Below are 13,342 nucleotides of genomic sequence, written 5' to 3'. Positions count from 1 at the left end.
ATATTATGAAAAAAATTATTTTAATTATTGCAGTACTATTTAGTTCTTTTACAGTTTTTTCTCAAGATGAAACTACAACTTACTATTTAATTAGACATGCAGAAAAAGTAAAAACAGACACAACTGATAAAGACCCAACATTAAATAATGAAGGTATTAAACGTTCTGAAAATTGGGTAAAAATCTTAAGTGATGTATCTTTTGACGCAGTATATTCTACTGATTATAAAAGAACAAAACAAACAGCTAAATTTATTGCAGACAGTAAAGAACTACCTATTCTTGGTTACAATCCTAGAAATATGTTTGATGACGCTTTTCAATACAATACAAAAGGTAAAACAATATTAATTGTTGGTCATAGCAATACTACGCCTTCATTTGCTAATAAGATTTTAGGAATAGAAAAGTACCCGCAAATAGATGAAACTAATAACGGAAACCTATATATTATTACAGTTATTGGAGATAAAAAAACAAGTACTTTATTAAAAATTAATTAAGAATTAGTTTTTAATAAATTTGGAAGTAAAAACTGTATCATCTTTATAAGTTTTAACTAAATAAACACCTGTTTTAAAGCCAAATACATCAATTTGTTTAGTGTTTTTAAATTCAGCTAATTGAGTTCCTAAAACTGAAAATATTTCAATTTTATCTACTTCTTTAGCTAAGTTTAAAATCCCTTTAGTAGGATTAGGATAAAGAGTAAATTCATTAAAACTAAATTGATCTACACTTAACTTATTACAAGGATTTAAATTGAAATCATTTTCAATTGGATCTCCAACAGTTAAATTTCGCCCTATAAAAGCCTCATAATCTACTCCATATTTTGTTGCTCTAAATATTGTATTATTAACTGCAAGATCTCCTTGATTATAAATCTGTCCATCATTATTTCTTATAGGAGCTATATATTCCCAAACAATATTATCATTAGTGTCAATTTCAAAAAACCTACCTTTAGTTCCTTCACATATAAGGGTATTACCATTTTTTAACCTTTGAGCACCACTTAGTATTGCTGAATAAAATTCAGATTCATTATCAGCTACAAATTTTGAATAAACATAATCTGGATTTGAAGGAGAATACGCATTATTTGATGGTAATTGATAAAGATTATTTATTAACGGAGGATTAATTACCATTACTTCAGAGAAACCTGGAGTTCGCCCATTTCCATTATTAAATAATAATATCTTTCCTGCATCTTGAAAACCTTCTTCAATAAAGTGAGGAAAATGTTGTCCATATAATTTTCTATCATTTTCTGTTCCACGTTGATATGATTGAGGGTTTCCCCATCGATATAAAAAATCTCCTCCTAAATTAGAATTACCGCCAGAACTAGTTTTAGCTTCCTCAGTTGTTGTTGAGTGATCTATAACCCATATTTCACTTAAGTTTCTTGAGCTCAATACAATCTGATCTAACTTTTCATTATACTGAATTGAATTTACATGTAGCCAATTAGAGTTAACCCCATTTCCATTTATAAAATTCACATCCAGTCTTCCTGGAAATTCAGAAACTGTTCCAAAATTGTCTTTTGTAGCATCGAAATCTTGTACAAGATGGTCTTTAATATTCCATTCCCATATCTCTTCTACTTGGTTATTACCAATAGGTTTAACTTCTAGTATTTTTTCGTTATACAATAATTCGTTATCACTAATTTTCAAAGGATCTCTACCTGCTTTTATAGCATCTTCACCAGACCAATCTTCTGCAATTAAAATCAATATATTTCCATTAGGCATTGGAAAAACATCGTGATGCTGTCTTTGTTCATTATTATTAACACTATAAGACCAAATTTTTTCGCCTTCCCAATTAAACAGTTCTATATTACCACCAGTTCCTCCAAAAACAATATCACTTTGTCCATTACTTCTACCAGCTCTTAATAAATTACCATTAGGTAATAGATACACGGAATTACCTGGCAAAAAATCACTTTCCCATTTATTAATTACTTGTCCGCAATTATTAATTAAGTAGGTGTTTTTATGTGTAGTAAAAAGCGTATAACCTTCATAAGCATCATTTGTAACATCAACGGTACCTATTGTATTTTGCGCATTAATTATTAATGTTGTAAAAATTATTGAAAGAAAAAGTAGTTGTTTTTTCATTTTTGTTAGTTTTTTTTAATTTAAAGTAACTTCAATATTCCTTAATATAATTTCTGAAACTTTTTTAAGTTTATTTTCCTCAAAAGCTTTGTCTAAATTTTCTAATTGAATGTCATTTTTTAGAGGTTTGTAATTTGCATAATCAACAAATCTAATTCCGTTTTTAACACATTGTTCTGTTAATTCTCTAAAACGCATTCCACCTCCATTAGTGTGATAAGAGTACGCTAAATAATCAACTAAAAAATCTTCTTTACCGATCCAATATACAAAAACATCGTCAAAATCTTCTCCTCCACCTTCTTCATTAAAAGTAACTTGGATTTTATAATATTCCTTATTATTAACTGTAGCAGAAGTTAATAATTTCTTATTTACAGCTTTATCATTTAATCCATAAGGTAAAACTGAAAAATAATGAACAGAATTTACTGCATTAGCTCTATTTAAATCTAATAAAGAATCTAAAGCAGCTGGTAATTTATGACCATTTAAATACCTTCTATAACCATAATTAGTAACTTGGTCTTCTTCATGATCAGACATTTTATTTGTAAAATACCTAGATAATCTATACAAACCATTTTCTCTTTCCGCAACATACTTTTTGTCTCTAAATTGAAAGCTAATAATAGAGTTTGAAACTTTATCTGATCCTGAAGCTACAATTGCTTTATCTACAATTTCTTGAGCATTTAAATCTTTTATTTTATTTGGTTTACAAGCAACAAGTATAAAAAGTGCAAATAGTATAATATTTCTCATAAAATATAGGTCGATTTTCTAGATTCAAAATTACACTTCTTTATGTAAATCAATAATGTATATTTGTTAATCTTTTATAAAAGATGCTATATGCAGAAGAATATTAACATTAAGAACAAAAAAGCCCGTTTCGAATTCGAGATAATCGATAAGTATACGGCTGGAATTCAGTTAACTGGAACAGAAATAAAGTCGATTAGATTAAGCAAAGCTCGTATTACCGAAAGCTTTTGTGAATTTAACGAAAGAGGAGAATTGTTTGTAATAAACATGTATATTGAAGAATATATCTACGGACATCAGTTTAATCACAAGCCAAAAAGTGAACGAAGGTTACTTTTAAATAAGCGCGAATTAAAAACTCTAAAGAAAGAAGTTGAAGCAAAAGGAAACGCAATTGTTCCGTTACGTTTGTTTATAAACGAACGTGGATTTGCAAAACTAGAAATTGCATTAGCTAAAGGAAAAAAACTACACGACAAGCGAGAAACCATGAAAGATCGCGACAATAAAAAAGACTTAGCTCGTATTAAAAAGAATTTTAATTAAATGATTTCTTTCTTAAAACTAATACGTTACAAAAACCTATTAATGGTTTTATTAACGATGGTTTTAACTAAATATGCGTTGATTGAATCTTTTGTTTCCCCTAGTTATTTATCTAATTTTAAGTTTGTCCTTTTAACTATTAGTGTTCTGTGTATAACTGCAGGAGGTTATATTATAAATGATATTTTTGATATTGAAACTGATAAAATAAACAAACCAAATAAAGTTTTTATTGATGTAACAATTTCTAAAAGTAATGCTTGGAGATTTTATCTTGTATTTACTTTTTGGGGAATAATTATTGGTAAATATTTATCTGTAACTTTATTAGATATTAAATATTCATTAATATTTGTTATTTGTTCTATTTTACTTTTTATTTATTCTTATTTTTTCAAAAGAGTTTCATTAATTGGAAATTTAATAATTTCATTTTTGATTTCTTTATCAATACTTCTTGTTTATGAATTTCATTATAAATTAGCTCTAATTAATGAAAACTTTACAAGTCTTTTATTACAAAATATAATTTTTAGTTATATTATTTTTTCCTTTTTTACAACACTTGTAAGAGAAATCATAAAAGACATAGAAGACATAAACGGAGATTTAAAAATTAACGCAAAAACGCTCCCAATAGTAATTGGTAGAAAACGAGCCAACAGAGTTGCATTAGGATTTTCTGTATTATTATTGCTTTTTTTAATTGTTCTAATTAGAGAGTTTATAATTGAAGAGCCAGTATTTTTAGCATATTCAATTGTGTTTTTATTGATTCCAATTGGAAACTTTATCTATAAATTATACGATGCAAAAACTAAAAAAGACTACTCCTATTTAAGCAAATTAATGAAACTGATTATGTTCTTCGGAATTTTATCAATGCTACTATTCAAACTAATATAATGTTACGAGAAAAACTATCAAAATACAACATCATTTTAGCTTCTGGTTCTCCAAGAAGACAAGCTTTTTTTAAAGATTTAGATATCGATTATGAAATTCGCATAAAAGAGGTCGAAGAAGTGTATCCGAAGGAATTAAAAGGAGCAGAAATAACCGATTTCTTAGCGGACTTAAAATCGCAACCTTTTAACAATGAACTTACTAAAAAAGACATCTTAATAACATCAGATACTATTGTTTGGTTTAAAAATGAAGCTCTTGGAAAACCAAAAAACTACGAAGATGCTTTTAATATGATTAAAAAAATGTCTGGTAAAAAACATGACGTTATTACTTCAGTAAGTATAAAAGGCATTAATTGTCAAACAATTATTAATGACGTTACAATAGTCTATTTTAAAGATTTATCTGATGAAGAAATCAGTTATTACATCAACAAATACAAGCCTTACGACAAAGCTGGCGCATACGGAATTCAAGAATGGATTGGTAGAATTGGAATTACTAAAATAGAAGGAAGCTACTTTAATGTAATGGGCTTACCAGTACATAAATTATATGATGAATTACTAAAATTAGATTAATTATAAACATTACACACTAACTGTTAAAAAGTCTTTATTTTATTGCCTTTTTCTTTACCTCAAAAAGGAATAAAAAGATTATTTTTGATGACTAAAATAACAACACACAAATAATAAAAAAATGAAAAAATACACCTATACAGAAAAAAAAGATACTAGATCTGGTTTTGGAGATGGTTTAACTGAATTAGGAAAAACAAATCCAAATGTTGTTGCACTTTGTGCCGACTTAACAGGTTCTTTAAAAATGAATGAATTTGAAAAGAATCATCCAGAACGCTTTTTTCAAATAGGAATTGCTGAAGCAAACATGATTGGTATTGCTGCAGGAATGACAATTGGAGGTAAAATTCCTTTTACAGGAACATTTGCTAACTTTTCTACAGGAAGAGTTTATGATCAAATTCGTCAATCAATTGCATATTCAGACAAAAATGTAAAAATTTGTGCTTCACATGCTGGTTTAACTTTAGGAGAAGACGGAGCAACGCATCAAATTTTAGAAGATATAGGCTTAATGAAAATGTTACCAGGAATGACGGTAATTAATACTTGCGACTATAATCAAACAAAAGAAGCTACAATTGCTATTGCAGAACATGAAGGCCCAGTTTATTTACGTTTTGGTCGTCCAAAAGTACCTGTTTATATGCCAACTGGCGAGTTTAAAATTGGTAAAGCTGTTCAATTAACAGAAGGTACAGATGTAACAATTATTGCAACAGGTCATTTAGTTTGGGAAGCATTACAAGCATCAGAAGCATTAGAAGCAAAAGGAATTTCTGCTGAAGTAATAAATATCCACACAATAAAACCTTTAGACGAAGAAGCTATTTTAAAATCTGTTGCTAAAACAGGTTGTGTAGTAACTGCAGAAGAACATAATAAATTTGGTGGTTTAGGAGAAAGTGTAGCACGTTGTTTAGCTATAAACAACCCAACACCACAAGAGTTTGTTGCAGTAAACGATAGTTTTGGAGAATCTGCAACTCCAGAAGAATTAATGGCTAAATACAACATTAACGATGCTGCAATCGTTAAAGCAGTAGAAAAAGTATTAACTCGTAAATAATAATTAATTATGAAAAGAATAATTTTAGTAGCTATTTTTACTTTAGGATTCAATCAATTTGTAAATTCACAAATTGATTTTGGTATTAAAGGAGGTGTAAATTACAATTCAGAGTCAATTGAAGAAGTACAAACAGATATCTTTGATGGTGCAAAAAGTAAAACTGGTTTTCATGCAGGTATTTGGACTCGTATTAAATTACCAGTTTTAGGTTTATATATAAGGCCAGAATTGGTCTATACGCAATTAAGTAATGAAGTTACTTATTTAAATAAAGGGATTAAAACCACATATGATTTTCAAAAAATAGATATTCCAGTATTATTAGGAACAAAAGTTTTTGGAGTAGCACATATTTTTGGAGGTCCTTCTTTTCAATATATACTTGATTCTGACTTTGACATTGAAGATCTAAAAGATGTTAATTCTGATGGATTTTCACTTGGTTTACAATTTGGAGCTGGATTAGAGTTAGGTAAATTAGGTTTAGATGTTCGTTGGGAAAGAGCTTTATCTGATACAGAATCTTCTTTTGTAGATAGTAATGTTGGAGGAAATGAAGTTAATTTTGATACAAGAGTTAACCAAATTATTGTAGGTTTATCTTATAGATTTTAAGAAATATTATTAACTATAAAAAAAGCTCGCTTACAAAATGTAAGCGAGCTTTTTTTATTTCTATCTTTTAAATCTATTAACCAAAAATATTTGGATTTAAATAATCAGGTATAGTTGGGTTCTCTGGGTCATTAAAATCATTTCTTGGATCTCCATCACCATTTCTATCTTCTTCTTTAGTTAATTTACCGTCTCCATCATCATCTGCATCTCCATAATTAGCTATAAAGTTTTCATCAGTATCATCATTTCTTGGATCTCCATCTCCGTCTAAATCTTCTTCGATTGAAGGTATCCCATCTTGATCATGATCAGTATTTACTACAATATCCCATAATTCAATATAAAAAATAAGGTTAGAATTTCCAGGTATAGATCCTGTAGTTGTACCAATTTCCCTATATCCTAATCCAGAAGGAATAAACAAAATACCTTTACCACCATTAATAAAGTTAATTGGCTCACCAGGGCTACTAGAAGATACGTTTTCTCCTCCTTTAAAATTAGGGAAACTATAAGACCACCCACGTATAACTCCGTCAAGTGTAAACCAAGAAGTATTGGTGTCAAAAGAACTACTAATACTATCTGTATTAACTATTCTTAAACCATTATACTTAGCATACACAGAATCTACAACTGAAGGATTTCCTTTAGCATCTGGATCAGAACCTTCATCTCCTATTTTGTAATAATATAAAGTATAGTCTACTTCCTGCTCAGTAACTTCTTGAGATTTTAAATTAGAATCGTCAGATAATGCTGTTTCACCAGATATTAATGGCTTTACTAAACCAGAAGTTGTATCATAATAATGTTTCTTAAAAAAACTAGTTAAAGAATCCTTATCAATTAAGGCTTGAGCTTCATGGTCAAAGACTTCAGTAGAACTATCATTATCATCTCCACAAGCATAAAATGCAATTGAAAATAATACTACAATAAAAACGTGTTTAATTTTAATCATTTATTCTAAAAATTTTAAGGCGCAAGTTAGCATTTTTATACCTTTGTAAAAAACCTAACGTAAAAATTTAACTTTTTGTATGAGAATAGATAAATACTTATGGTGTATTCGGCTTTTTAAAACAAGAAGTTTAGCAACAGAAGCCTGTAAAAAAGGGCATATAAAGACTGAAGGAAACAATTTAAAACCTTCAAAAGAAATTTTTGGTAACGAAGAACTTACGATTAGAAAAAATCAAATTAATTATAAAATAAAAGTATTAGATATTCCTTCAAGTAGAGTTGGCGCAAAATTGGTAGATTTATATCGAAAAGATATTACACCAAAAGAAGAGTTTGAAAAAACTGAACTTTTAAAATATTCTAAGGATTATTACAGAAAAAAAGGTGCTGGAAGACCAACCAAAAAAGATAGAAGAGATATTGATGATTATTACGAATCACCCGAAGAAGAACAAATAACATGATGACAACAACCAATAATATAATTTTAAATTCTACAGAAGTAGCACATAAAACTCGAAGAATTGCTTATCAGATTTTTGAAAGCAATAGTAAGGAAGACGAAATTATTATAGCCGGAATTGCGGATAATGGTTTTTTATTTGCAACAAAAATCGCTGCTATTCTTTCAGAAATTTCTGACTTAAAAGTACAACTTTGTGAAGTTAAAATTAATAAGAAAAAACCGTTGAGCCCAATAACCACTTCTATTAAACCTGAAGAGTACAAAAACAAATCTTTAGTTTTGGTAGATGATGTTTTAAACTCTGGTACAACCTTAATTTATGGTATAAAACATTTTTTAGATGTGCCTTTAAAAAGATTTAAGACTGCTGTATTAGTAAATAGAAATCATAAAAAGTACCCTGTTAAAGCCGATTTTAAAGGTATTTCTTTATCAACATCTCTAAAAGAACATATTGTTGTAGAATTTAAAGGAAAAGAAGCTGTAGCTTACTTAATGTAATAAAATCCTTAATTCCGCTATTATTTCCGACACTTTTTTATCATCAATTGTAAGATTGAAATTTGCTTTTTCATAGTAAAATCTTCTTTCAAATAAATGTTTTGCAATAAACTCTGATAATTTTTCATCAGAAATTGAAGCTACTAAAGGTCTAGTTTCTTTTTGCTTTTGAAGTCTATTATATAATGTTTTTAAACTTGCTTTTAAATAGATTGAAATAGCTGTAGAATTTAAAACTAAATCCATATTACCTGCATAACATGGTGTTCCTCCTCCTAAAGATAAAACAAAATCAGCTTCAGAATTTAATAACTGTTTTAAATATTCATGCTCTTTTCGTCTAAAATAGATTTCTCCATCTTCTTCAAATATTTTAGAAACTGATTTCCCCTCACCTTCTTCAATATAATCATCTAAATCTATAAAAGGAATGTATAATTTACTACTCAATTCCTTTCCAACGGTACTTTTACCGCTTGCCATATAACCAATTAAAACTATCTTCATAATATTTTACAAATATCGATAAAATATCTCAAAAAAAATTGTGTAAATAAAACTTACCATTGTATATTTGCACTCGCTTTTACAAAAAGCAATGACCTGGTAGCTCAGTTGGTAGAGCATCTCCCTTTTAAGGAGAGGGTCCTGGGTTCGAGCCCCAGCCCGGTCACAAAAAAAAAGTTAAGTGTAAGCTTAACTTTTTTTTGTTTAAAAGCGCACGTGGCGGAATTGGTAGACGCGTCAGCTTGAGGGGTTGGTGGACATTAGTCCGTGGAAGTTCGAGTCTTCTCGTGCGCACAATAAATCGAAGTTTTACTTCGATTTTTTTTATGGTATATTTTTTGTTACTACTTTTCACAGATTATTAACGTCATTACACACTATTATTATTATTATTGCAACATGCAAAAACATCTATTCTTACTATCTTTTTTGTTAATTTCTATTGTTGGATTTTCACAAAACAATAAGTTAAAAGGTCAAATTATTCATTCAGAAAATAAAAAAGGCTTAAGCGCAGCTCATATTTTAAACCTAAATTCAGTTGTTGGAACAATTACAAACGACAAAGGTTTTTTTGAATTAGTTGCAAAAGCTAATGATACTGTATTGGTTTCTTATTTAGGTTTTGAATCAATAAAACTGAAAGTAACAAACGATTTATTAAAAGGTAATGAACTAGAAATTGCCTTAATTGAAAAACCAGAAGAAGTTAAAGAAGTTATCATAAAATCTACCAAATTGATTGGTGTTTTGGAAGTAGATGTAAAACAAGTTCCTACAGATAAGTTTACTAGAATTCATATAAATGGATTACCACAAACGTATGAAGTTGGTCGTCCTCAAAAAATTTCTTCTCCAATTGCCAAACTTTTTAATCCGGTAGATTTAGTGTATAATCTCTTCGGAAAAAAGCCAAAACAACTTAAAAAACTTCAAAAATTAAAGAAAGAAGACGATTTACGTAAAATGTTACAAGGTAAATTTGACCGTGAAGTAATGATGGAATACCTAGAAATGGACCGTCAAGAACTAACTAAGTTACTTACCGATTGTAATTATTCAGAATATTTTATCAAAAAAGCAAGTGATTTACAACTTATTGAGGCGGTTTTAGACTGTTATGAAAATTATAAAGCTGTTAAAAAAGGTAAAATTGAACGTAACCGTGTTCCTGATAAAAAGCTAAATAGCAACGGTAATTAAACAAAAAACTTATATAATTCAAAAGGGTTGAAATTGTGAAATTTCAACCCTTTTTATCAACTATTAAAAACTAACTAATCACTAACCTGTAGTAAGTAATCATTTATAAGACGACACTTTATGAAATTAGTTACAGTTTAATTTTTAGTTTAACAGTTTTTTAAGAATATCTACATTCTTTCGTTTTCTGTAATTCTAAAAATAGTAATTTTAAACAATACGGATTAAAACTTGCTTAATAAAATTCTTTGCGTTACTTTTAATCTATGGCATACACAGCAACTATAGAGGAGGAAAATAAGGAGATAGCAAATAGATATAAAGATTTGCTAAAAGGAACGTATGAAGTTTTATCAAAAGAAGATAAAATACTAATCCGTAAAGCTTTTGATATTGCTGTAGAAGCCCATTCTGAACAAAGAAGAAAAACTGGCGAACCTTATATATATCATCCAATTGCTGTTGCAAAAATTGTTGCCAACGAAATTGGCTTAGGAGCAACCTCTATTGCCGCTGCCCTATTACACGATGTTGTAGAAGACACACATTACACAATTGAAGATATGGAACAGTTGTTTGGAGAAACAATTGCTCGTATTGTAAGCGGATTAACAAAAATTTCTCGTTTAAAGAAAGATCAAGATTACTCTATACAAGCAGAGAATTTTCGAAAAATGCTCTTAACTTTAAATGATGATGTTCGTGTAATTTTAATAAAAATTGCAGATAGATTGCATAATATGCAAACAATGGATGCAATGCCAGCGTACAAACAACTTAAAATTGCATCAGAAACATTATATATTTACGCTCCACTAGCCCATCGTTTAGGTTTATATAATATAAAAACAGAGTTAGAAGATCTTGGATTAAAATATACTGAACCAGAAGTTTACAACGATATTTTAAGTAAAATTAAAGAAAGTAAAGAAGAGCAAGATTTATACATAAAATCTTTTTCAGACAAACTAAAATCTGGTTTAGATAAAGAAAACTTCACCTATGAAATAAAAGGTAGGTTTAAATCTATTTTTTCAATTAGAAGAAAAATGCGAAAGCAAAATGTTTCTTTTGATGAAGTCTATGATAAGTTTGCTATTAGAATAATTTTTGAACCAACCTCTAAAGATGAAAAATTTGATGCTTGGAAAATATATTCAATTGTTACAGATTATTTTAAACCCAACCCTACTCGATTAAGAGATTGGATTTCTCAACCCAAATCTACAGGTTACGAAGCATTACATATTACTGTAGTTGGACCAAATGCACAATGGGTAGAAGTTCAAATTCGTTCTAATAGAATGAATGAAATTGCTGAAAAAGGATATGCAGCACATTTTAAATACAAACAAGGTAATGAAAACGAAAGCGGTTTAGAATCTTGGTTAAATAAACTAAAAGAAACTTTAGAAAACCAAAGCTTAGATGCGGTAGATTTTGTTGAAGATTTTAAATTGAATTTATATTCAAAAGAAATATATGTATTTACTCCAAATGGAGATTTAAAATCGCTACCAAAAGGAGCTTCAGCGTTAGATTTTGCTTTTTCAGTGCATACAGACGTTGGTTTAAAAACAAGAGGTGTTAAAGTTAACGGAAAATTAGTTCCACTAAGTCATACACTTACAAGTGGAGATCAAATAGAAGTACTAACCACATCTACAAATAAACCAAAAGCAAGATGGTTAGATTTTGTTATTACGGCTCGTGCTAGAACAAAAATAAAAACAGCACTTAAAGAAGAAGAAAAAATTATTGCAGAAGAAGGAAAAGCTGTTCTTTCAAGAAAACTACGTCATTTAAAAATTAACTTTGACGACAAAGCTGTAAATGAAATGGTTAATTATTTTAACCTTAAAACTAGTTTCGATTTATTTTACAGAATAGGAAATGGCGCTATTGACAATAAACAATTAAAAGCATATGCCAACCAGCGTAGCGGCGCAATAATGAGCTTTATAAAAAATAGCTTTAAAAGACCACAGCCCAAAGAAATAACTGACAAAGAAGAAGTTACAAGTAAGTATGATGCATTGGTTTTTGGTAAAGATGAAGAAAAACTAGACTTTAAACTATCTAAATGCTGCAACCCAATTCCAGGAGATAAAGTTTTTGGTTTTGTAACTATTAATGAAGGTATTAAAGTACATAAGAACAATTGCCCAAACGCCATTTCTTTACAATCTAATTATGCGTATAGAATTATGCCTGCAAAATGGATTGATTCTACAAAACAAGAATTTAAAGCAGTTTTAAATTTATCTGGTGTAGACAACAAAGGTATAGTTAACAATCTTACCAAAGTAATCTCTAATAACATGAGTGTTTTTATACACAGTATAAATATCTCTGGAGATGATGGTGTTTTTGATGGAAAATTATCTCTAAGCGTAAAAAACAAAAATCAATTAACAAAATTAATTGAAAGTATCAAAAAAATAGAAGGAGTTCAAAAAGTCGAAAGAATTAACTCGCTATAATACAGTTTATTACAAAACAAATTAACAACTGTTTAAAACTTATTTATTACTTTTTAATTAGGTATCAAAATATTGCAAAATATGTGTAAATTTGTTACTTAATAACTAAAGTATTTATGAGCAATTCTGCCGAAAATCAAGATGTTGTAAAAAAAGTTTTTACTGCTTATTTAGAAGAAAATAAGCATAGAAAAACTCCTGAACGCTACGCAATTCTACAAGAAATATACGATGTTGAAGAACATTTTGATATAGAATCTCTGTACATTAACATGAAAAACAAAAACTATCGTGTTAGCCGTGCTACTTTATACAATACCATAGACTTATTACTCGATTGCGGCTTAGTTCGTAAACATCAATTTGACGGGCAATCTATGGCGCGTTACGAAAAAAGTTATTTCGATAAAAATCACGATCACGTAATTTTCACAGATTCTGGAGAAGTAAAAGAATTTTGTGATCCTAGAATACAGATTATCAAAAAAACTATTGAAGATATTTTTGATATTGACATTCATAATCATTCACTTTATTTTTACGGAACAAAAAAGAAAGAATAACAGTATTCAATTAAC

15 protein-coding genes and 2 tRNA genes are annotated in these 13,342 nt (G+C 28.7%); 13 read left to right on the top strand and 4 right to left on the bottom strand.

Annotated features, from left to right (window positions below):
* Positions 1 to 5: 5 nt before the first annotated feature.
* A complete protein-coding gene (locus L1S33_RS06695) occupies positions 6 to 503 on the top strand; it encodes a phosphoglycerate mutase family protein (protein ID WP_240561764.1) in 498 nt (165 codons plus the stop codon).
* Between the two features lie 3 nt (positions 504 to 506).
* On the opposite strand, the gene L1S33_RS06690 is transcribed toward L1S33_RS06695, so the two are convergent.
* Positions 507 to 2,141 (bottom strand): aryl-sulfate sulfotransferase, encoded by a 1,635-nt coding sequence (locus L1S33_RS06690; RefSeq protein ID WP_240561763.1) that lies wholly within the window; start codon positions 2,139 to 2,141, stop codon positions 507 to 509.
* Positions 2,142 to 2,156: 15 nt separating this feature from the next.
* Positions 2,157 to 2,906, bottom strand: a complete 750-nt coding sequence (locus L1S33_RS06685) for a DUF6503 family protein (protein WP_240561762.1) — start codon at positions 2,904 to 2,906, stop codon at positions 2,157 to 2,159.
* 90 nt (positions 2,907 to 2,996) lie between these two features.
* Here L1S33_RS06685 and smpB point away from each other — a divergent pair, with 90 nt between their 5' ends.
* From smpB to L1S33_RS06660, 5 genes are all read left to right on the top strand, one after another.
* Positions 2,997 to 3,455, top strand: coding sequence for an SsrA-binding protein SmpB (gene smpB, locus L1S33_RS06680; protein WP_240561761.1), 459 nt, complete (start codon positions 2,997 to 2,999; stop codon positions 3,453 to 3,455).
* Positions 3,456 to 4,361 carry a geranylgeranylglycerol-phosphate geranylgeranyltransferase gene (locus tag L1S33_RS06675; protein WP_240561760.1) on the top strand — a complete coding sequence of 302 codons (906 nt, stop codon included), beginning with the start codon at positions 3,456 to 3,458 and terminating at the stop codon, positions 4,359 to 4,361.
* A complete protein-coding gene (locus tag L1S33_RS06670) occupies positions 4,361 to 4,945 on the top strand; it encodes a Maf family nucleotide pyrophosphatase (RefSeq protein WP_240561759.1) in 585 nt (194 codons plus the stop codon). Before L1S33_RS06675 ends, L1S33_RS06670 begins: the two co-directional genes overlap by 1 nt.
* Before the next feature lie 121 nt (positions 4,946 to 5,066).
* Positions 5,067 to 6,017, top strand: a complete 951-nt coding sequence (locus tag L1S33_RS06665) for a transketolase family protein (protein WP_240561758.1) — start codon at positions 5,067 to 5,069, stop codon at positions 6,015 to 6,017.
* 9 nt (positions 6,018 to 6,026) lie between these two features.
* Positions 6,027 to 6,635: an outer membrane beta-barrel protein gene (locus L1S33_RS06660; protein WP_240561757.1), complete on the top strand. Its 609-nt coding sequence runs from the start codon at positions 6,027 to 6,029 to the stop codon at positions 6,633 to 6,635.
* 76 nt (positions 6,636 to 6,711) lie between these two features.
* Here L1S33_RS06660 and L1S33_RS06655 read toward each other — a convergent pair whose 3' ends face one another.
* Positions 6,712 to 7,602: an FKBP-type peptidyl-prolyl cis-trans isomerase gene (locus L1S33_RS06655; RefSeq protein ID WP_240561756.1), complete on the bottom strand. Its 891-nt coding sequence runs from the start codon at positions 7,600 to 7,602 to the stop codon at positions 6,712 to 6,714.
* Positions 7,603 to 7,681: 79 nt separating this feature from the next.
* On the opposite strand from L1S33_RS06655, the gene L1S33_RS06650 reads away from it, so the two are divergent.
* Positions 7,682 to 8,068: an RNA-binding S4 domain-containing protein gene (locus L1S33_RS06650; protein ID WP_240561755.1), complete on the top strand. Its 387-nt coding sequence runs from the start codon at positions 7,682 to 7,684 to the stop codon at positions 8,066 to 8,068.
* Entirely contained in the window at positions 8,068 to 8,571 is a 504-nt protein-coding gene (locus tag L1S33_RS06645; protein WP_240561966.1) for a phosphoribosyltransferase family protein, read from the top strand. The genes L1S33_RS06650 and L1S33_RS06645 overlap by 1 nt, the downstream gene beginning before the upstream one ends.
* On the opposite strand, the gene L1S33_RS06640 is transcribed toward L1S33_RS06645, so the two are convergent.
* Complete coding sequence (locus L1S33_RS06640; RefSeq protein ID WP_240561754.1) at positions 8,563 to 9,078, bottom strand: shikimate kinase; 516 nt, start codon at positions 9,076 to 9,078, stop codon at positions 8,563 to 8,565. The genes L1S33_RS06645 and L1S33_RS06640 overlap by 9 nt on opposite strands.
* Before the next feature lie 93 nt (positions 9,079 to 9,171).
* Here L1S33_RS06640 and L1S33_RS06635 point away from each other — a divergent pair.
* The 5 genes from L1S33_RS06635 (at position 9,172) to L1S33_RS06615 (ending at position 13,327) form a co-directional block, all read left to right on the top strand.
* Positions 9,172 to 9,244: transfer RNA gene (locus L1S33_RS06635), tRNA-Lys, on the top strand.
* A 44-nt stretch (positions 9,245 to 9,288) separates the two neighbouring features.
* A tRNA-Leu gene (locus L1S33_RS06630) sits at positions 9,289 to 9,372 on the top strand.
* 105 nt (positions 9,373 to 9,477) lie between these two features.
* On the top strand, positions 9,478 to 10,281 hold the full coding sequence (locus tag L1S33_RS06625) for a carboxypeptidase-like regulatory domain-containing protein (RefSeq protein ID WP_240561753.1): 804 nt from the start codon (positions 9,478 to 9,480) through the stop codon (positions 10,279 to 10,281).
* A 266-nt stretch (positions 10,282 to 10,547) separates the two neighbouring features.
* Positions 10,548 to 12,764: a RelA/SpoT family protein gene (locus L1S33_RS06620; RefSeq protein ID WP_240561752.1), complete on the top strand. Its 2,217-nt coding sequence runs from the start codon at positions 10,548 to 10,550 to the stop codon at positions 12,762 to 12,764.
* A gap of 116 nt (positions 12,765 to 12,880) precedes the next feature.
* The gene (locus tag L1S33_RS06615) at positions 12,881 to 13,327 is read left to right on the top strand and encodes a Fur family transcriptional regulator (RefSeq protein WP_240552210.1); all 447 of its coding nucleotides are present in this window, start codon (positions 12,881 to 12,883) and stop codon (positions 13,325 to 13,327) included.
* Positions 13,328 to 13,342: the final 15 nt, after the last annotated feature.

The organism is Tenacibaculum aquimarinum (genome assembly GCF_022478115.1).
GTDB classification, from domain to species: domain Bacteria; phylum Bacteroidota; class Bacteroidia; order Flavobacteriales; family Flavobacteriaceae; genus Polaribacter; species Polaribacter aquimarinum_A.
The sequence above is the reverse complement of the archived record's forward strand: the minus strand, read 5'-3'. Positions and strand labels throughout refer to the sequence as shown.

Excerpts from the sequence above, each read along its gene's own strand:
- L1S33_RS06645 (WP_240561966.1), top strand. The coding sequence starts at position 8,068 with ATGACAACAACCAATAATATAATTTTAAATTCTACAGAAGTAGCACAT.
- L1S33_RS06625 (WP_240561753.1), top strand. The coding sequence starts at position 9,478 with ATGCAAAAACATCTATTCTTACTATCTTTTTTGTTAATTTCTATTGTT.
- L1S33_RS06695 (WP_240561764.1), top strand. The coding sequence starts at position 6 with ATGAAAAAAATTATTTTAATTATTGCAGTACTATTTAGTTCTTTTACA.
- L1S33_RS06670 (WP_240561759.1), top strand. The coding sequence starts at position 4,361 with ATGTTACGAGAAAAACTATCAAAATACAACATCATTTTAGCTTCTGGT.
- L1S33_RS06620 (WP_240561752.1), top strand. The coding sequence starts at position 10,548 with ATGGCATACACAGCAACTATAGAGGAGGAAAATAAGGAGATAGCAAAT.
- L1S33_RS06675 (WP_240561760.1), top strand. The coding sequence starts at position 3,456 with ATGATTTCTTTCTTAAAACTAATACGTTACAAAAACCTATTAATGGTT.
- L1S33_RS06690 (WP_240561763.1), bottom strand. The coding sequence starts at position 2,141 with ATGAAAAAACAACTACTTTTTCTTTCAATAATTTTTACAACATTAATA.
- L1S33_RS06685 (WP_240561762.1), bottom strand. The coding sequence starts at position 2,906 with ATGAGAAATATTATACTATTTGCACTTTTTATACTTGTTGCTTGTAAA.
- L1S33_RS06660 (WP_240561757.1), top strand. The coding sequence starts at position 6,027 with ATGAAAAGAATAATTTTAGTAGCTATTTTTACTTTAGGATTCAATCAA.
- L1S33_RS06655 (WP_240561756.1), bottom strand. The coding sequence starts at position 7,602 with ATGATTAAAATTAAACACGTTTTTATTGTAGTATTATTTTCAATTGCA.
- L1S33_RS06665 (WP_240561758.1), top strand. The coding sequence starts at position 5,067 with ATGAAAAAATACACCTATACAGAAAAAAAAGATACTAGATCTGGTTTT.
- L1S33_RS06650 (WP_240561755.1), top strand. The coding sequence starts at position 7,682 with ATGAGAATAGATAAATACTTATGGTGTATTCGGCTTTTTAAAACAAGA.
- smpB (WP_240561761.1), top strand. The coding sequence starts at position 2,997 with ATGCAGAAGAATATTAACATTAAGAACAAAAAAGCCCGTTTCGAATTC.
- L1S33_RS06640 (WP_240561754.1), bottom strand. The coding sequence starts at position 9,078 with ATGAAGATAGTTTTAATTGGTTATATGGCAAGCGGTAAAAGTACCGTT.
- L1S33_RS06615 (WP_240552210.1), top strand. The coding sequence starts at position 12,881 with ATGAGCAATTCTGCCGAAAATCAAGATGTTGTAAAAAAAGTTTTTACT.